The sequence below is a fragment of the Paenibacillus sp. FSL H8-0259 genome (assembly GCF_037963255.1).
Lineage (GTDB): Bacteria > Bacillota > Bacilli > Paenibacillales > Paenibacillaceae > Paenibacillus_AQ > Paenibacillus_AQ phytohabitans.
This window is the reverse complement of sequence record NZ_CP150147.1, coordinates 2950772-2970097: the sequence shown is the minus strand read 5'-3', so window position 1 is coordinate 2970097 and position 19326 is coordinate 2950772. Positions and strand designations below refer to the sequence as shown.

The following is a 19326-nucleotide window of genomic DNA, read 5'->3' as shown; positions in this document are numbered from 1 at the left end:
CAAATCTAACATCAGGCTATTTAAAAAATGTTGTTTTTTCAATATTATCATAATAGGAGGCGATAACCATTGTCCAGTAGACCTAACATTTTACTAATTACCAGCGATCAACAGCATTGGAATACCATCGGTGCCTTCCAGCCCGAGATTTCCACCCCGAATCTGGACCGGCTGGCACAGCAAGGGACAACCTTCGGCCGGGCTTATTGCCCGAATCCCACCTGCACGCCAAGCCGTTCCTCTATCATCACGGGAATGTACCCGAGCCAGCACGGGGCATGGACACTCGGAACGAAGCTATTGGAGGACCGCCACACGGTAGGGGAAGACTTCAGTGAAGCGGGTTATCAGACCTCGCTGATCGGCAAAGCCCATTTTCAGCCCCTGAAGTCCACGGAGGAATATGAATCGAAGGAAGCTTACCCGCTGCTGCAGGATTTGGATTACTGGAGCAGTTTCCACGAGTCCTTCTACGGATTCGACCATGTGGAGCTTGCCCGGAACCATACGAACGAAGCACATGTCGGCCAGCATTATGCCTTATGGCTGGAAGAACAGGGCTGTCACAATTGGCGGGATTATTTCCTCCCTCCAACAGGGACAATGGACCCGTCTGCAACCTACACATGGCCCATTCCGGAGAAATATCATTACAACACCTGGATTGCAGAGCGGAGCAAGGCCCGCCTGGAAGAGCATCAACAATCAGGAGATCCGTTTTTTCTCTGGGCCAGCTTCTTTGATCCGCATCCTGAATATCTGGTGCCGGAGCCCTGGGATTCGATGTATAACCCTGACACGCTGACTATTCCTTCACTGACGGCCGGGGAACATGACCGGAATCCGCCGCATTTCGGCATGACACAGGAAGACAACCCCGACTTCTCGCAGTTCATGGAAACCGGCTTCGGCATTCACGGGTACCGCTCCCACCTGTATTATGAATACGGGGATAAAGCGCTTCTGACGGATTACGACAAAAAGAAACTGGTAGCGGTCTATTACGGAATGATCAGCATGATGGATAAGTATATCGGCAGCATTCTGGATAAGCTCGATGAACTCGGACTCGCCGGGAACACGCTCGTCGTCTTTACAACTGATCACGGGCATTTCTTCGGACAACATGGTCTGCAGGCCAAAGGAGGATTTCATTACGAGGATTTAATTAAGCTTCCGTTCATCGTCAGATATCCCGGGCATGTTCCGGCAGGCAGACAGACGGATGCGATCCAGTCACTCGTTGACCTGGCGCCTACCTTCTTATCATTTGCCAATCTTCCCGTTCCTTCGTCGATGACTGGTGTGGATCAGAAGGACGTATGGCTGGGCCGCAAGAATCAGGCGCGTGACCATGCCATTTGCGAATTCCGTCATGAGCCTACGACCATTCACCAGAAGACTTATATTGATGCAAGATATAAAATTACGGTCTACTACAATCAGCAGTACGGCGAAATCTTCGATTTAGTGCAGGACCCGCACGAACTTCATAATCTGTGGGACGAGCCGGAACACGGGCAGCTGAAGACTGAGCTTCTGCTGAAATATATTTGGGCGGAGCTGGGCAAGGAACCGCTGCCTATGCCGAGAATTCATCATGCCTGAAGCAGGCCGGTCCATGGAGAAATAAGAAAGCGTGAGCAAGGATTCCTCCCTTCGCTCACGCTTTTTTCAGAATAATATATTTAGTCAGAAAATAACAATGCCTGCTACCGCCGACAGGAGGATCACCGCAAACGGATGCATCTTATATTTGGCAACAAGAACGAGGCATCCGCCGCAGATCAGCAGCGAGCCCGCCATTGTCCAGCTTAACCAGGATCCGCTTTGTCCGCTAAATGCGAAATGAACCGCCGCGTAGAGGATTAAGCCGGTTACAATCGGACGCAGTCCGTAGAATGAAGATCTGACCCAGTCATTGCTCTGCAGCTTCAGAAAGAAGACAGCGATACAAATGACGATAATTAGCGATGGCAGAATAATGCCGACCGTTGCCGCTATCGCTCCCCCCAGCCCTGCTTTGGAGTATCCGATCAGGGTCGCGGTATTCGTCGCGATAGAGCCCGGAGCCATCCCTGCCAAAGAAACAATTTCCTGAAAAGCGCCGCTGCCCATCCATCCTTTTTCGGAAACCTCCCGCTGAATCAGCGTTATAACCGCATAACCGCCCCCAAAAGAAACTAACCCCACTTTAATAAAAACCAGCAACAGCTCCCACAGCATAAGATAATCACCCTTCAGATGTAGTATTCAGGAAACTGCAGGTCACGGCGTTCCTCCGTTCGCACCTTTTCCGTAACTACGCTCATCCCCTGTTTCTTTTTGTACAGAACCACCAGGACTCCGGCTGTCAGCCCGCCCACAATCAGATAAAACGGATGAATCTGGGTGAACAACAGCAAGGCCAGCGATACAGCTACAAGCACAAACGTCGCCGCGTCCAGAACAGAAGCTTTCCACATCTTGCCGGCCGCAACAATAATCAAGGCTGCTACCGCAGCATGAATGCCCTTCAAAGCAGCTTCTACCTTGACGTTGTCTTTGAATAAAAGCCTGAGCCCGCTGAGGAGGAACACGATCAGAAAGGTAGGCAGGGTTATTGCAGTGACGGCAGCCACGGCTCCCGCCACTCCGCCAAGACGATAGCCGATAAACGTTGCGCTATTGACGGCCACCCCTCCGGGAGCGGAACCGGACACGGATATCATGTCACCCATTTCCTCTTCGTTCATCCAGCCCTTTTTTCGTACAATTTCTTCTTCGATGGTTGCAATCATGGCATAACCGCCTCCAAAGGTGGAGGGTCCAATTTTGAAAAATACGCAAAAAATACTCCAAAGCAAATTCATTTTCCTGCCCGCTCTTTGCTTCATTCCAGTTCACCCTTACATTCTTTTCTGCTCTCCCAAGAGATGTCACTTGTATTTTAGCATAATTAATTTCATTTTGGATTAAAGTCATGAATTTTATTGTAAATATTCTGTTAATACTTCATAATCAGAGTGTATAAAGTCTTATTTTCGTTGAATAAAAATCATTTTGGAATTATCTTAGGTATTCCTACTAATAAACTTGGAAATGGAGATAAGCCTGATGCTGCCCCACCCTAATGCGTCTATCAAAAAACAGGTCTATGACCGCATATCCTATCTGGGAACTGCCTCCAAAGCCGATTTGTTGAATGATTTTGCACTGACCAGCAGCAGTATGACACGTCTTCTTGATGACATGTCATCCCAGGGGTTAATTATTGCCTCCGGGCTGGGAACCTCCAAAGGCGGGAGGAAGCCCATCCTGTTCCAGTGTAACCCGGCATACAGGTATCTGTTCGGGCTGGAAATTTCCCGCATTCATTCTTCACTTGGCTTGTATGATATGCATTTCAATCTGCTGTCTATGACCCGGTGGATAATGGATGATCGCATGACGCCCCCGCTGCTCGCGGATCATGTTGCGGACAGTGCCCGGGCTCTTCTGTCGGAGCACGGAATATCGCCAGGCAGCGTTCTGGGGTTGGGGATAGGCGCTGTTGGTCCCTTGAACTCAGAACGCGGGATTATTCTGGAGCCGGAGCACTTTCCGGCCGCCTCCTGGACAAATGTCCCCATCTGCGAAATGCTGGAGGAACGGCTTGAAATACCGGTCAAGCTTGACAATGGCGCAAACTGCGCCCTCATCGGTGAGCACCGGGCTCTCAAGTCCAACAATTATAAGCACATCCTGTATGTACATGCCGGAACAACTATAAGGTTCGCGATGATGTCCGGCGGCCATATCGTTCGGGGAGCCTCCGGCGCAGAGGGTGCGCTGGGTCAGATGATTATCCAGACCAACGGCCCCAGACTGCACGGCAAAGGAAACTACGGAGCCCTTGAAGCCTTCGTGTCTGTTCCGGCGCTGGAAGAGCGTGTACGCACACAGTTAAAGATTGGACGCAGCAGCTTACTAGCGGAAATTTCTCCGGAACAGGTCACCTTTGCCTCCTTATCTGAAGCTCTCCAGCAAGGGGACAAGCTCGTTACTGAACAATTCACGGAATCGTCTGCGTATCTGGGGATCGGGCTGGCTAATCTGATTAATACCCTTCATCCGGAGTGTGTCGTTCTGGGCGGCCCCCTGGTCCGGGCACATCAGCTTGTGTTCGACACTTCGGTTGAGGTCGCCAGGAAGAACACTTATCCCTCCCCCGAGAACAGTCCGTTTTTTACGCAAGGATATCTTAAAGAAGAGGCCGTAGCCACCGGAGCGGCCATCATGCTGCTAAATGACTGGTATGTGGAATAAATAGGAAGACAGGAGGGGATTGCTGTGTCTCTCAATTGCGCTGCCGGTTCTCAGTCCGGTTTAGGTGTCATGTGGAAGACGGTATCAGAGGATTGTAATCTGGCTTGCGACTATTGTTATTACAGTACCTGTGGAGGGAAGCCCGGACCGGCAATTAACCGGATCGATTCTTTCGTTCTGGATAAATTCATCCAGGATTATATGCGGCACAGCTCAGGCAGTGCCACCTTCGCCTGGCAGGGCGGAGAACCGCTGCTGGCAGGTCACGAATTCTTCGAAGAAGTCGTATACCGCCAGGCCCTGCATGCCCCGCCGCATACGGTTATCAGTAATTCCCTGCAGACCAACGCTACACTGATCAGCGGGCGGTGGGCTGCCTTCTTCAAAACTTATCATTTTCTGATCGGAGTCAGTCTGGACGGCCCGCAGCAGATTCATGACTCACGCCGGGTGAATGCCGCAGGCAAAGGCAGTTATAGTCAGGTAATGAACGGCATCGGCCATCTTCGCCGGCACCAGGTTGACTTTAATATTTTGACAGTAATTCATAAAGGAAATGTGGGCAAAGCCCGGGAACTGATGGCGTTCTACCGGGAGCAGGACTTCCGGTTCATTCAGTTTATCCCCTGCATGGACTTCAGAGCCCAGCAGGTTGATCAGCCGGGGGAATATGAAATTTCAGCGGACGAATACGGGGAGTTCCTGTGTGAAGCCTTCGACGAATGGTATCAGGACGGCAAGCCCGAAATATCGGTACGGTTCTTCGATAATATGCTCAGCGTCTACCTGGGCGGGGAAGCGGAATCCTGTGTACACCGCGCTGCATGTCCTTCAAGCCTGGTGCTGGAGCAGAACGGGGACGCCTTCCCCTGCGATTTCTACATCAATGAGGAGTGGAAGGTCGGCAACGTTGCCGAAGATTCCATTGCGGATATGCTTGCCCATCCCAACTTTAGGCGGTTCCACCGGATGAAGCCCGCTCTCCCGGACAAATGTCAAACCTGCGAATGGCAGCGGTTATGTTATGGCGGATGCCCCCGGAACCGGAAATGGAACACGGAGGAAGGCCTCAGCGGTCCAGATTATTTTTGCCAGAGCTATATGCGCATCTACGCTTACGCTGATGAGAGAATGCAGAAGCTGGCGGACCGGCTGCGTCTTCCCAAGGTCATGCCTTAACTTGTTCCGTAATTAATAGTCCACTGCCATTCTGTTTCTTACCTCCCCCTGTGTTAAAATAAGACCAAGCTTGCTGAACCTAAGGATAATTTTGTGCGGGACACATATATATGGATATATTTTCATAAACAAGCCTATACCGCAATAAGTGAAGGAGGGCTATATGAGCAGAAGGACTGCCGGTTCCGGCGGCACATTCACATTCATCAAACAGCTGCTGCAAAAAATCAAAGCCGATGATGTCCAGGGGATCAGCGCACAGCTGACCTATTATCTGATTCTGTCGCTGTTTCCCTTTCTGATCTTCATTATGACCCTGATCGGGTACGCGAATATTTCCCTGGAGGACAAAATCCAGCAGCTGGAACAGGTGATGCCTGCCGAAGCCGTCTCTATTATAGAAGAGATTCTGCAGGATGTGTCCGAGGGACGCAGTCAGGCGCTGTTATCCTTCGGGATGCTGGCTACACTCTGGGCCGCTTCCAAGGGGGTCAATGCAATCATTAAGGGGCTTAACCGCGCTTATGACATTGATGAGAGCCGGGCCTTCTGGAAAATTAGAGGGATCGCCTTCCTCGCTACCCTGACTATCGGTTTTGTCGTACTGCTCAGCATTCTGCTGCTTGTCCTCGGTACCTGGCTCAAGACACAGGTCTTCCTGTTGACCGATCTGCCTTACGGTTTCCAGAAGCTATGGGATCTGCTGCAATACGCCGTGCCGCTGCTGGTCATGTTCATTGTGTTCACCCTGCTCTACTGGATCGCCCCAAGCCGCAGGCTGGCTCTGCGTGAGGTGGTCCCCGGTGCGCTGTTCTCGACCCTCGGCTGGATTATTACATCAGTTCTATTCTCCATTTACGTCAATCAGTTCAGTGATTTCACCAAAACCTATGGCAGTCTCGGAGGCGTTATGATTCTGCTCATCTGGCTGTATATCAGCTCGATTATTATCCTCGCCGGAGGCGAGATCAACGCGATCCTACTCAAACGCAAGGTTGACGGAGCAACGGTAGAATAACCGGATTATCAATATTTTTAACAGCAACTAACTTGGGGCTGCATCCGCTGGGATCAGAGGGATGCAGCCTCATTCGGCTCGTCCACCCTGTCATGGGCACATTGTATTCGGTTTTTCGCATACATTCGGCTCGTCCACCCTATCATGGGCACATTGTATTCGGTTTTTCGCATACATTCGGCTCGTCTACCCTATCATTGGCACATTGTATTCGGTTTTTCGCATACATTCGGCTCGTCTACCCTATCATGGGCACATTGTATTCGGTTTTTCGCATACATTCGGTTCATCTCCCCTGTCATGGGCACATTGTATTCGGTTTTTCGCATACATTCGGTTCATCTCCCCTGTCATGGGCACATTGTATTCGGTTTTTCGCAAGGTGTACGATTCCTGTACAACAAGACAGGCAACCCCCCGCTGACCGGGGGATTGCCTAATTGGAAACAACAACTATATGCTAACTAGCATTATTTGGCTTCGTCTCTCAGTGATACCTCACAGGTTCTTCCTCTTCTCCTGCCGCCGCACCCGGATCACCAAATACTGTTCCTTCTGTGGCATCCGGCAGATAAGCCCCCTCCTCCTTCAGCCGCTTGCGCAGCACAGCTACATCCACTGCATGCACGTCATAATCCGGCAGATTCGCAGCAAGTGCTGCGGCAATCCCGGCCGCTTCGCCCATCGCCAGACAGACCGGCATCACCCGGACACTCCCCTGCACCTCACGGACACAGGAGATCGAACGTCCCGCGACCAGCACATTCTTCAGTGAACGCGGCGTCAGGCAGCGGTATGGAATGCCGTGCGATTCTCCCGGACCGTAGCGTTTAATGACCTCCGGCTTGCCTCCCGCCTGCTTCTCTTCCTTCTCCGTCCCATGGATATCAATGAAGTAGCTGTTACGGCAGATTTCATCCGCGAAGCTGCGGCGGTTAACGTAATCATCCACACTTAGCACATAGTCTCCGGTAATTCTCCGCGTCTCCCGTACCCCCATCAGCGAGCCGGTGTTGGCTACGTAAGAGCTGCCGAACGCAGCAGGCATGTATTCTGCCAGGGCATCCCTATAGACGGAGGCCAGCTTCCTTCCCTGCATTAATGCAGCGGATACGGAGAAGGCATCCGTATTATCCACATCCCATAGATGTCCCGCGTTGAAGCCCACCGTCCGGGGAGCAATGACATTGTTACAGATATGCGAGTCCGGAATTAAGGGGAATTTGCCGGAGCCCAGAATATCGAAGATCGGGCTGTTTTTGTTATTGTTATGCAGCAGCGGACCGTTCAGATAAGCATATTCATCGACATTACCCAAGGTAAAACAGTGCGTGGCAGGCATCAGCTCACCGGTTGCCGTATCACCCTTGAGATATTCCGCTCCCGCCCAGGCCGCTACATCGGCATCGCCCGTGCAGTCGATATAGACCTTAGCCTTCAGCGCCTGCAGTCCATTCTTGCTGGCAGTGATCAGCGCCAGCACATTACCTTCCTCATCCGCCTCCACGGAACCCAGCTGCGTATGGAACAGCACCGTTGCCCCGGCTCCGGCTACCAGCTCATCATAGATGACCTTGAGCTTCTCCGGATCGATCGGAACCCAGTCCATCGCCTCTTGGCTTACATGCGGCATCTGCGCCTTCAAAGCTTCAAACACCTTCATCGCCAGTCCCCGGTAGATGATCGTCTTCATGTCCGAGAACGGGCACCAGGCCGGCACAAGTCCCGATGTGCCCATTCCGCCCAGGCTGCCTGTTCCTTCGATCAGCAGTGTCTTTGCCCCTTCCCGGGCTGCGGCAGCGGCCGCCGTACAACCGGCCGGCCCGCCGCCCACAACAATGACATCCCAGGAATCCTGCAGCGGAATTTCACTACTCCGCATCCTGTAGCTGTTCATTCTTTTGCCTCCTAAAAAGTCTTCTTTGACTCTATTTCTTCACTGTAGCATACCAGTCATTCACCTCTTTGGTGCTGGCCTCTCCGCCTGCGGCTTTATATTTCCCGGCGAAATCAGCCACGGCATCCGGGGACTCTTCACCGACAATGACTTTGACGGCGAAATCATTAATCATCTGATTCAGCGAAGCATTGTTCTTCGAATATTCCGGCAGGGATGGAGCCAGCGCCAGCGGATCGGCAATTCTTGCTTCCGCCGGAAGCTCATTGTTCAGGTAAGAGAAGCCTGCAAACAGGCGTGCATCCTTCTGCACCCGGGCCTGCCAGTAGATCGGGTACAGCTTCTCGTCTATACCGGTCAGATAATTGCTGGCGTTGCCGCGTTCGTCCGTGAACAGCGGCAGGATCGGGCTGTATACGCCGTCTTTATACGTATGATGTTTGCCTTCTTCACCGATGGCAATCAGTTTGAAGGTTTCTTTTTCCAGCTTGGCGTTGATCCATTTCATCGCATCTTCAGGATGCTTCGCAGATTTCGGAATGAAGGTAATGCGGTCGAACCCGCCGCTCATGCCGAGGCCCATTTGACCGTCTTTGCCTTTGAGGGCAGGAAGATAAGCATATTTGGCATCAGGAAAGTTCTTGGTCAGGGCATCGGCAATTCCGGGAATATCATACCAAGGCAGCTGAATAACCCCGATCTTGCCGCTGGTGAATTTCTCCTTCAGAGTAGCATCCTTGTTCACGGCAAATTCTTTATCGAGCAGACCCTGTTTATATAGATCGGACATGTACGTCAAATATTCCTTGAAGCCCGGATGCAGCGGGGCCGGAACCAGCTGGCCGTCCACCGTATTCCAGCTCGTGCCTATTCCGAAGGCACCTGTAATATTCGCCGTTGTTGCCAGTGCACCATCGATTGACATCGGGGCGCCGCTGTTCCCGGTTCCGCCTGGGTCCTTCTCCTTGAATGCCTTCAGCACTTCCGTGAATTCATCCAGCGTAGTCGGGGTCTTCAGCCCCAGCTTATCGAGCCAGTCCTGGCGGATCATCAGATCGGCACCGGCAAATTGTGAGGAGCTGTTGGGAATACCATAGATTTTGCCGTCAATTTTCATTGCATCGAAGGACGCCTGGGAGATGGAAGCTTTGATATTATCGCCGAACTCCTCGATGAGCGGGGTCAGATCCACCAGTGCGCCCATTTTGGCATAATCGGTATACACGGCTTTTTCACCGGAAATGGTAATGACATCATACGGCTCGGCAGAGGAGATCAGCAGATTGAGCTTATCCATCGCCTTGTCGGCGGGAAGCATCTCATACTTCACCTTATAGCCGGTCCGCTCTTCGATCACCTTGGCCAGCGGATACGTATTGTAATCATCCTTCGACCACAGATTAAGCGATTTTAGCTCCGGCTTGGCAGCATTCTCTGACGTTGCCGGTGCGGCAGTTGCTTCTGCAGAAGCTGGTGCTGCTGTTGAAGCGTTCTCCCCGTTACTATTCGTGTTGTTAGAAGAACCGCAGGCAGTTGCAGCGAGCAGCAGCCCGGTACTCAGCAGGAGTGACAGCCACTTCGTCTGTTTCATTAAGATAACCCCCTATAAGTTTTGTGAGCTTAAGCTTCCAGTCTTACTTCGTACAAAATCCGCCTCAGCCTTTAACCGAGCCAATCAGCACACCTTTGATGAAATACTTCTGCAGGAACGGGTATACGAACAGAATCGGGACCGTCGAAGCGACCACCGTTGCCGCACGTATGCCTTCCGGTGACATGTTCATCAGATCATCCACACTTTTATTGATGGCATTGGCGGCACTGGCATCCATCACCACATCCTGCAGATAGAGCTGCAGGGTCTTAAGCGCGGTATCGTTGATGTAGATCATTGGCCCGAAGTAATCATTCCAGTACCCGACGGCATAAAAAAGCGCAATCGTGGCAATCACCGGCATACTGAGCGGCAGAATAATCCGGAACAGAATCGTATACGTCTTGGCTCCGTCAATCCGTGCGGACTCCTCCAGGGCTTCGGGAAGACTCTCATAGTAGCTTTTGATCACCAGCATGTTGAACACACTGATCATTCCGGGCAGGATAAGCACCCACAGATTATTGATCAGATGCAGCTGGCGCATCAGCAGATAATTGGGAATAAGCCCGCCGCTGAACAGCATCGTGAAGATGAACAGCACCATGAAAAAGGAGATGCCCGGCAGATTCCGTTTGGATAACGGATAGGCCGTAAGTGCCGTCATTAAGATGGAGATCAGGGTGCCCACTACCGTGACGCCTACGGATACGCAGAACGCCCGGATGAACATTGAGGAAGAGATAACCTCCCGCAGGGTGTCGAGCTGGAAGCCTACCGGCAGAATGCCTACTTTTCCCGAAGTAATCGCCCATTCCTCACTGACCGATTTCGATAATACGTTAACCAGCGGCAGCAGCATCATCACTCCGAGTGTGATCAGGAACAGGTAGACAAAGATATCAAGCAGCCTGTCGCCTTTGGTTCGTTTGGTCATGGATTATACTGTCTCCTTTCCCGCCTACCAGATTCCGCGGTTCAGCAGCTTCCGGCTGATATAATTTCCCGAAACGATGAGGATGAAGCCTACTACCGAGTTGAACAGGCCCACCGCGGTGCTGAAGCTGTAATCCATTTTGCCCAGCCCGATGCGATAGACGAAGGTTCCGATCACATCCGCTGTCTCATAGACTACCGGATTGTACATGGTCAGAATCTGCTCCGTTCCCGCATCGAGCACCGAGCCCAGCCGGAGAATGAACATCAGCACCACAGTCGGCAGGATACCCGGCAGTGAGATATGCAGCATTCTGCGGATTCGCCCCGCCCCGTCAATGGCAGCCGCCTCGTATTGCTCCTGATCGATCCCGGCAATGGCGGCAATGAAGACAATCGCGTTCCACCCTGATTCCTTCCAGCCGGCCGTAAAGACAACCACACTGCGGAAATAATCATTGCTGACAAAAAAGCTGACCGGTTCTCCGCCGAACCACTGAATGATATTATTGACCAGTCCGCCCGAGGTGGAGAGGATGGTGACGAACAATCCGGAAATAATCACCCAGGACAGAAAATGCGGGAGATAAATAATCGTCTGGATCGTCCGTTTGAAGAACATCAGCCTGACCTCGTTCAGCACCAGCGCGATGAGGACCGGCACCGGGAACAGCAGGACAATCTTGTACACACTGATAAGCAGTGTATTCATGAATACCCTTCCGAATTCGTCCGATTGGATAAGCTTATGGAATTGCTCCAGCCCTACCCATTCACTGCCTCTGATGCCCTCGAAAATGTTGAAATCCTGAAATGCGATCAGCACTCCGTACAGCGGTGTATATTTGAAGAGCAGCAGAAACAGCAGACCGGGTATCAGCAGCACATAATAATCCCTGTTTCTCCAGGCGAGCCTCCACTTGCTGGCGGACCTGATTCTCGTTGCCTGAAGTTTGCTCTTCCGGTCCAAATCCGTGACACTCCCACCCAAGTTCATTCACCCCCATCTGTTTGTGAGTTGATTATACTGAGAAACCGGGGGGCGGTTGTAGGTGGTAATCTGATTATTTCTGGTCTTACGCGACTGTATATCAGGCAATCTGCTTATTCTAATGGAACCGCTTTAATTCTGATGTTGATCACAGTTCCTTGGCCGGGCTCCGTTTCAATGGACAAGCCACACCGGTTGCCGGCAAAATATCGAATCCGCTCGTTGACATTATAGAGGCCGAAGGAGCCCGGCATCCCGTCACTGCGCAGCTCGGAGGAAGGCTCCAGCAGCAGCCGTCTGGCCTGCTCCGGACTCATGCCGATCCCGTCATCGGACACCGCCAGAAGGATATCCTCCTGCTCCCGGCGGGCTGTTATGGCGATATTCCCCTGCTTCCTGCGGGTTTTGCGGATACCATGCAGCAGCGCATTCTCCACCAGCGGCTGGAGGGTAAGCTTGGGAATCATATACTGTTCAAGTCCCGGCTCTACTTGGACGCTGAAGGTAAAGGTGGACGGAAAGCGGTTCTGCTGAATCTCCATGAACACCTTGGCCAGATTCAATTCATCGGCAAGGCTGACATTGTCGCGGCCCTGATTCAGGCTGAGCCGGAAATAGCGGGCCAGCGCCTCAATCATCTGGCTGGTATCCTCCGCATCATGCGAAATTGCCGACCAGTTGATCATATCCAGCGCATTATAGAGAAAATGCGGATTAATCTGGGCCTGCAGGGTTCTCAGCTGCGCCTCCCGCTCCTGCATCTTCGCCTGATAGGATTCCTCCATCAGAATGTTGACCTTGTGAATCAGGTGGTCCACACTGCGTTCCAGCAGCCGGAAATCCCCCCCTGGCATCGTCCTTCTGTCCTCCAGCCAGCCGATGCCCTCCTTGCGGATCATCCGCAGTATCATCTGTACTCTGCGCTGCATGTTCTGCACGAGGAACATCAGCAGCACAAACACGAGTACCAGGAACATGACCGTGATCCCTGCCAGCGTGGCAATGCTGGTGAACTGGTTCATTGCCGTTGCCCTATGCGAAATCTCTGATTCAGAGACTTGGGAGATCATTTTCCACCCTGAAGTTCCGATCGTGGTATAGACCACATTAACCTCTTCACGCCCAAGGGTCCGCTTAACGATTCCCTCCTCCGATTGCTTAATCGTATCCAGCAGTTCTTCCGGCAGCATGCTGACTTCCTGCGGACCGTTCTCTCCGGTGCTGTAGATCAGCCGGCCCTCACTATCCAGAAGATAAGGGGGATAGCTGTCCGAGAAATGAAGCTCTGACATGACTTCTGCGATCAGATCCTGGGATACATCCATCACCAGTATGCCGATGGTCTCTTCATATGCCTTCGGATTGCGCAGCATCCTTGCGACAGAGAAAATCTTTTTGTCACCGAAATCGATATAACTCTCCTCATACACCCCGGTCCAGACCATACCGCCCCCGGCCTCCAGCACCTGCCTGTACCACGGATAATGCTCTATCTCAGATAGCGGATACAGATTCACCCGGTCCCCTCCGTACATCCGGGAAGGATCAACAAAAAACCGCAGCCGGAAAATATCCTCATTCTCCTGGGCGGTTTCGGCTAAATTGCGCAGCTCCTTAAGCTGGTTAAGCTCATCGGTGATGCTGTCCTTCTGCTGCAGATTGCTGTAGAGCACCTGGTTCATGAAGACCGAATTGCTGCTGTCACGGATATGATCCAGCTTATAGGTCAGATTCATCCCTGCCTGCTTAAGGGTCAGCTGCATCGTACTGGTGACTTCTTGCTCCAGAATGTCACTGGACCGCTGATAGAAGGAAGCCAGCATGACGGATACCGGCAGCAGAATGAGTATCACATAGGCAATCAGCCACTTTCTCGCCGCCAGAATCCCCTGGCCCAGTCCGGTCAAATAGCTCCAGCCCTTTTTCACTGCACAGCCTCCTTATATGGCATGCTTACATTCCTGTGCGGCCTGATCTTCATAGGATTGCCCCTGCTCATAGACTCTGCTCCCTGTAGGCGCTGGGGGTAATTCCGGTTATTTTCTTGAAAAGCTTGCTGAAATGGCTGGGATCGCTGTAGCCGACGGCATAACAGATTTCGTAGAATTTGTTCTGCGGGTCTCTAAGCAGCTTCTTCGCCTGCTCGATTCTGACCTTGGTCAAATATTCGAACAGCGTTTCGCCCGTTTCCTGCTTGAACAGGAGCCGGACATAGGTCGGACTGAGATAGACGCCTGCCGCAATATCCGCCACTGCCAGATTCTCCGGGTACCGTTCTCCAATCAGCTGACGGACCCGTTCTATCACTTCGCTTGTCTTGCCGCTGCGCTTCATCCCGACGAAATCACAGACCTCAAGCAAATAGGCTTCTGTATATCCCAGCAGATCCTGCATCGTCTCCTGGCGCGCAACCTGTTTCCAGGCGGCCGTCTCACGTTTTTCCCATTCCTCCGTCATTCCGCCAAGCTCCAGCAGCACCTGGCCGGACTGCAGAATCAGATGCAGACTGACATTCTGCGCATACCGCGCCCCTTGCCCCCGGTTCTGCCCAAGCAGACTGAAGATGTCACTAAGCTCCGTCTGCAGACGTCCGCGGTCTCCGGATTTCAGGGCAGACCACACCCGCTCCCCCCACTCCGGCTCGTACCGGTAACGCAGATTCTCACCGCGCTCTCCGGACACGATATTGTCCATGGTCAGAATACGGTTTTTGCCCAGATACCACTTCTGGTCAGCTGCATCCCTCGCCTGTTTATAGGAGGACGGGATCTCCGGCAAGTGCTCAACCCCCTCACCGACACCGATGGTTACACTGAGCTTCAGCCATTGCCGCAGATTGCTGCGGATTGATTCTGCCAGCACCAGCAGGTCATTCTCGGGAGATTCGCTGAACTCCTGCGGCTGCAATTGTCCGGCCAGCAGAATCCCGACGTACTCTCCCGGCTCCTTCTCGAAGGTCACGCCGCGCATCTGATTGTCAATCAGCTCCTGGATGATATTCAGCACCGTATAGGACAGCAGCTGTCTGTCCTGCTCGCTGCGGGTGTCCAGCACCTGCGGCACATCATCGAGCAGAATGACCATGAGGATGTAGCTGTCAGCCGCGAGCTGCTGCAAGCCCAGAAATTCCAGCTTGTCCTGAATATGCGCGGTATGAACACCATCGCTGATTACGGACAGCAGGAACTTCTCGCGCAGCAGCGGCATACTCTGCGTCAGCTTCACCTGCATCTCCTTGATCCGCTTGCGCTCCTGCGTCTCCGCATCCAGCGCAGCAGTCACCTTGCCCATCACCACCGACAGCTCCTTGCGGCTAACCGGCTTAAAAATATAATCCGCCGCATGCATCTGCAGCGCGGACTTAAGGTATCCGGCATCGTTGTGGCCGCTGATGAAGACGATCTTGGCCTCCGGCAGCAGCGCCCGGACCTCAGCCGCCATGCGGATGCCGTCCATTGACGGCATCTGGATATCCGTCAGCACGATATCCGGCTTCAGCTCCCGGATCAGCGCCAGCCCAGTGTCCCCGTCATCTGCGGTTCCAACCAGCTCAATCCCCTGTGCCGCCCAGTCCACATAGGTCCGCAGCCCGTTCACCACCGAAGGCTCATCATCCACAATCACCAGTCTTTTCATTTCCTTGTCCCCTTCAATATTGAATCTGTCCAGGTTAGACGGAGTTTGACAATATAATGGTGCATATGGAGAGTAAATGGTTTTTACTGGATTGAATAACCTGCTGACCTGAATTTCTACATCCAAAGTGCATCTCCTGCAAGAAGGCAATAAATAAGGGGCCGATGATGCAAGCAGACCACGAATAACAGCACACAGGCAGCACAAACAGCCGTTCCACCCGGACTCAGAATCCGTTATTTTGGGAAAAACAGCTGTTTTGCCGGCTTCGCGGACTGAGATTCCGCTATGCCCTGAATAATGGGTCTAATTCTGGTGTTCTAGGCTGAATAGGCGATTCTCAGTCCGCTTCATCTCAAAATTGGCTGATTCCGGCAAAATAAGGTCCCTACAGTCCGTCACGGTTGGATGGGAGCAATCAGCATCTCAACTCTACATCACCAATCGCAACTCCCCTCCCCCGATCAGCGCCTCCACTCCATAGCATATAGCATCAAGCCCCCCGCTACCCCTCTTCACTCACCGTGTAAGCCAGGCAGGCAAGGGCTTCCGCCTGCTTGAAGCCTTCCCCAATATACAAAGCCTGCGCCCGTTCGTTCTCTGCATTCACACACAGGACGGTGCGCGCATACGACTGTTCTGCCGCGAACCGGAGTGCTGCCCGCAGCAGAATTCTGCCGAGTCCTCTCCCCTGAGCCTCCGGCAATACTGCCAGCGGCCCAATACTCATGGCAGGCTCATCCTCATACTCATCGGCGCAGCCGCGTACAATTCCCACAGCTTTGCCGTTATGGTACAGTATCTGTAAACCGCCTTCGATATAGTCGGCTCCGCTGATCATCTGCTTCACCATCGCTGGTGTGGCCGGCGTCTCGTTGCCCTGAAGCTTAGCGAAACCGGCATTTCGTACTTCACACCAGACGGCTTCATCCGTTCCGGCGCGGAAGGGAATGAGCTCGTAACCGGCGGGCAAGCTGACCTCTGGAATATGCGGCTCCTCTCTTACGAGGACATAGGTATACCTCTCCACCGCAAACCGCACAGCCCCCAACGCCTCCATCGCCGCAGTATTTCCCGCGGGAACAAATAGATTCAGCTTATCCATTCCGGCAGCATGGGGCAGAATTGCCTCAAGCAGAGCCTGGTATACATTTACATCTTCGGTTTCCGCATGAAGGATTCTAAATCTGGCCTTGCGCCCTCTGCGGCTGTAATCATTCAGGATGAGCGAGACTGCTGCGGTAATTTGACCTGAGGAATTGGCAACAATATATGTAGGATGGTCCGGGGAAAGCGTGAACCCGGCAAGCTCCTCATCGATCAGGTAAGAATCATCCAGTTCGTCCCGGTGCTTCCGGCAAAAATTCAAAAACGCCTCCACTCTGCTCTGTTTGAGTGCTTCAGCTTTCATCTTTCTCATCCTTTCCCTTTCAGCATTTCCCTTTCTAAAATAACAAAGTATTCAATTCCCGCAAAGGATAAAATAACACTATGAAACATTCACTGATTGCTGCCATTACCAAAAGCCCGCTCCGCACTTCGTTATACCACTTCACCCGGGCCCGGAATTTGCCCGCCATGGCTGCACTTGACGCATTGTACGCCTCATCCGTATTGAGTCCGGCGCATGCAGCCGGAGTACGCCGGACTACAGCCCTCCAGGTACAATACGCCGGGCAGCCGGTTGTCCTGAATTCCCATCTGCAGATCACACCTGAAGCAATGGACCCGGACACAACCCCTGAAGAATTCCGTCTCTGCCTTGACCGCCATGTCTTCTTGTGGCCGACCTGGCGGGATTGCCTAGCCATGGCGGCGATGTACTCCCGCAGAGAGCCCGGCGAAGTTTTTGCCATCCTGAAATTCAACGCCAGCGAGCTGCTCACCGGACAGTTTGACCGGATCAAGCTTTCCAAATATGATTCCGGCAGCTCGCCCAGATTCCCGCACCGGATGTCCTACCGCAAAAGCTGCGGGATGCTGCTGCCCATTGCAGAGTTCATGTCAACAACCGGGCAGGCGATACCCACCAAACCATCGGAGATCAAGGAAGTGCTGGTCGAAGGACAAATATCCCCGCTCAGCCGGTATTTGCAGACGGTCTATTGTTCGGAGCCGCAGCTGGTTCCTGAGATCTGGCAGCCTGTATGTCAACTGCTGACTCTGACGGCACATTAATTGCCGCTAGCCTTGAAACTTATGTCGCATCGTGATATAGTCACGTTATGACATAGTCACGGCAAGACATATTATATTGAAGGCCATGAGTTATGCACAATGAACTGGCGAAGCAGGTGAATGCGTTGTCCACAATGGATAAAGTGCTGAAAAAGTACGTGCCGATGACAGAGACGGCTTTCTATATTCTGTTGTCCCTAACCATACCCCGCCACGGATATGGAATCATCAAGCATGTGGATGAGCTCTCTGAAGGACGGCTTAGACTGGGTTCCGGTACGGTATATGGAACTTTGACGAAGATGAACAAGGATGGACTGATTGTTGTATTCGCCGATGAAGAGAGAAAAACAGTGTACGAGGTGTCAGATCTGGGGAAAGGAGTAATGCGCGCAGAAATCAGCAGATTAAAGGAACTTCACCGCAATGCCATTACCAGTGAGGAGGAATTTGTATGAAGAGGGTATTTCGGCCCTTCTGGAGCTACGACCTGCCCAAGTCAGAAGCCTGGCTGGCCGATATGGCGAGTCAGGGTTGGGTGCTGACGGAGTGGAACCTGCTGCTCCGGCGGTTCACCTTCCGGCAAGATCAACCGGCACAACGTTCCTATCAGATCGGGTATGGACCATCCTCCCAGCCTTCCATGTCTTCCTCTCTTGCTGCTGAAGGCTGGAGCAAGCGCCTGCAGCAAGGCAAGTGGAGCGTCTACGAGAATGATCAGCAGCCGTCACAGATTAAGGCCTCCCCTTCCCGCAAGGATGTCTTGAGGCGAAACCGCACAATCTCATATATTTTTATGGGAATACTTCTTTATTTGCTGCTCATTGCAATGATTCCGCTGATTGCTCTAAGCTTCTCCTTGACCCAGGATGCTCCGCTTCAGGTACAGCAAAGCCCTATGTGGGCGGTTACCTGGGCCGCAGCAGCCTTGGCTGTGATCCTGCTCGTACTTGCAATCTATTCGATTATTAAACTCCGGGCAGCCAGCAAGGGGTTACTCTTGAATCATGAGGAATTCAAGAAGTCTCACGATCCGCAGAAGCCAGCGGGTGTTACGATGAAGAGGTTGAAGTTAGGCTGGATGTACGCTCCTGACCGGCTGGAGGAATGGCTGGAGGATAAGGAACGGCTGGGATGGAATCTGTATAAAGTCGGCCCTGGAGGCACCCTGTTCCATTTCAGCCAAGGCAGTCCACGTATAATGAAGTATCACGCCGACTATCAGGTCATTGGCGATGAAGAGTATTTCGAGCTGCACCGGCAGGCAGGCTGGCATAAAGTATATAGCTCATCCTCTTCTCTGCAGAAATGGACCCTCTGGAGCCGGGAGGAGTTGGATCGTGCTGAACAACCGGAAATCTACAGTGACCCGTATCACCGCTTGAAGCATGCCCGTAAAATTGCCATCAGCTATACAGCATTGTTTCTTCCGACGATTCTGCTCTACAGCCTGAATGTGACGGCATTTATTGACGGCATGCTGCAAGACGGAATCACCGCTTCCCGGGCATGGAATACTTCACTTATGTTCCTCTGTATCCTTCTCTTCGGCTCGTTCGCAGGCAGAACCTGGCTGTATTACCGGCGGCTTAAGAAGCTGTAGTTATTGC

At 52.5% G+C, this 19326-nt stretch carries 16 protein-coding genes; 7 read left to right on the top strand and 9 right to left on the bottom strand.

Annotation, left to right across the window (positions count from 1 at the left end; genetic code table 11):
• The first annotated feature begins 69 nt into the window (after nucleotides 1–69).
• Nucleotides 70–1608 (top strand): sulfatase-like hydrolase/transferase, encoded by a 1539-nt coding sequence (locus NSU01_RS12490; RefSeq protein ID WP_042135818.1) that lies wholly within the window; start codon nucleotides 70–72, stop codon nucleotides 1606–1608.
• 84 nt (nucleotides 1609–1692) lie between these two features.
• Here NSU01_RS12490 and NSU01_RS12485 read toward each other — a convergent pair whose 3' ends face one another.
• On the bottom strand, nucleotides 1693–2226 hold the full coding sequence (locus NSU01_RS12485) for a chromate transporter (RefSeq protein ID WP_042135816.1): 534 nt from the start codon (nucleotides 2224–2226) through the stop codon (nucleotides 1693–1695).
• A gap of 14 nt (nucleotides 2227–2240) precedes the next feature.
• Nucleotides 2241–2876: a chromate transporter gene (locus tag NSU01_RS12480; protein WP_042135815.1), complete on the bottom strand. Its 636-nt coding sequence runs from the start codon at nucleotides 2874–2876 to the stop codon at nucleotides 2241–2243.
• A gap of 220 nt (nucleotides 2877–3096) precedes the next feature.
• Here NSU01_RS12480 and NSU01_RS12475 point away from each other — a divergent pair, with 220 nt between their 5' ends.
• The 3 genes from NSU01_RS12475 (at nucleotide 3097) to NSU01_RS12465 (ending at nucleotide 6484) form a co-directional block, all read left to right on the top strand.
• Nucleotides 3097–4287, top strand: coding sequence for an ROK family protein (locus NSU01_RS12475; RefSeq protein ID WP_076244280.1), 1191 nt, complete (start codon nucleotides 3097–3099; stop codon nucleotides 4285–4287).
• Nucleotides 4288–4311: 24 nt separating this feature from the next.
• Complete coding sequence (locus tag NSU01_RS12470; protein ID WP_231575338.1) at nucleotides 4312–5466, top strand: anaerobic sulfatase maturase; 1155 nt, start codon at nucleotides 4312–4314, stop codon at nucleotides 5464–5466.
• A 163-nt stretch (nucleotides 5467–5629) separates the two neighbouring features.
• On the top strand, nucleotides 5630–6484 hold the full coding sequence (locus tag NSU01_RS12465; protein ID WP_042135811.1) for a YihY/virulence factor BrkB family protein: 855 nt from the start codon (nucleotides 5630–5632) through the stop codon (nucleotides 6482–6484).
• A gap of 487 nt (nucleotides 6485–6971) precedes the next feature.
• Here the strand turns inward: NSU01_RS12465 and NSU01_RS12460 are convergent, their stop codons facing one another.
• The 7 genes from NSU01_RS12460 to NSU01_RS12430 form a co-directional block, all read right to left on the bottom strand.
• The gene (locus NSU01_RS12460; RefSeq protein WP_083705522.1) at nucleotides 6972–8381 is read right to left on the bottom strand and encodes an FAD-dependent oxidoreductase; all 1410 of its coding nucleotides are present in this window, start codon (nucleotides 8379–8381) and stop codon (nucleotides 6972–6974) included.
• A 31-nt stretch (nucleotides 8382–8412) separates the two neighbouring features.
• Entirely contained in the window at nucleotides 8413–9972 is a 1560-nt protein-coding gene (locus NSU01_RS12455) for an extracellular solute-binding protein (protein ID WP_076244278.1), read from the bottom strand.
• Nucleotides 9973–10036: 64 nt separating this feature from the next.
• The gene (locus NSU01_RS12450; RefSeq protein WP_042135807.1) at nucleotides 10037–10912 is read right to left on the bottom strand and encodes a carbohydrate ABC transporter permease; all 876 of its coding nucleotides are present in this window, start codon (nucleotides 10910–10912) and stop codon (nucleotides 10037–10039) included.
• Between the two features lie 24 nt (nucleotides 10913–10936).
• Complete coding sequence (locus tag NSU01_RS12445) at nucleotides 10937–11848, bottom strand: ABC transporter permease subunit (RefSeq protein WP_042141012.1); 912 nt, start codon at nucleotides 11846–11848, stop codon at nucleotides 10937–10939.
• Between the two features lie 167 nt (nucleotides 11849–12015).
• Nucleotides 12016–13830: a sensor histidine kinase gene (locus NSU01_RS12440; protein ID WP_076244276.1), complete on the bottom strand. Its 1815-nt coding sequence runs from the start codon at nucleotides 13828–13830 to the stop codon at nucleotides 12016–12018.
• Between the two features lie 67 nt (nucleotides 13831–13897).
• Complete coding sequence (locus tag NSU01_RS12435; protein WP_076244412.1) at nucleotides 13898–15538, bottom strand: response regulator; 1641 nt, start codon at nucleotides 15536–15538, stop codon at nucleotides 13898–13900.
• Between the two features lie 505 nt (nucleotides 15539–16043).
• Nucleotides 16044–16949: a GNAT family N-acetyltransferase gene (locus NSU01_RS12430; RefSeq protein WP_076244274.1), complete on the bottom strand. Its 906-nt coding sequence runs from the start codon at nucleotides 16947–16949 to the stop codon at nucleotides 16044–16046.
• Nucleotides 16950–17029: 80 nt separating this feature from the next.
• Here NSU01_RS12430 and NSU01_RS12425 point away from each other — a divergent pair, with 80 nt between their 5' ends.
• The 3 genes from NSU01_RS12425 to NSU01_RS12415 all read left to right on the top strand — a co-directional run bounded on the left by NSU01_RS12425 (nucleotide 17030) and on the right by NSU01_RS12415 (nucleotide 19319).
• Complete coding sequence (locus tag NSU01_RS12425) at nucleotides 17030–17716, top strand: hypothetical protein (RefSeq protein WP_076244272.1); 687 nt, start codon at nucleotides 17030–17032, stop codon at nucleotides 17714–17716.
• 92 nt (nucleotides 17717–17808) lie between these two features.
• Nucleotides 17809–18174, top strand: coding sequence for a PadR family transcriptional regulator (locus NSU01_RS12420; protein WP_256703871.1), 366 nt, complete (start codon nucleotides 17809–17811; stop codon nucleotides 18172–18174).
• Nucleotides 18171–19319, top strand: a complete 1149-nt coding sequence (locus NSU01_RS12415; protein WP_076244270.1) for a DUF2812 domain-containing protein — start codon at nucleotides 18171–18173, stop codon at nucleotides 19317–19319. Before NSU01_RS12420 ends, NSU01_RS12415 begins: the two co-directional genes overlap by 4 nt.
• Nucleotides 19320–19326 lie beyond the last annotated feature (7 nt).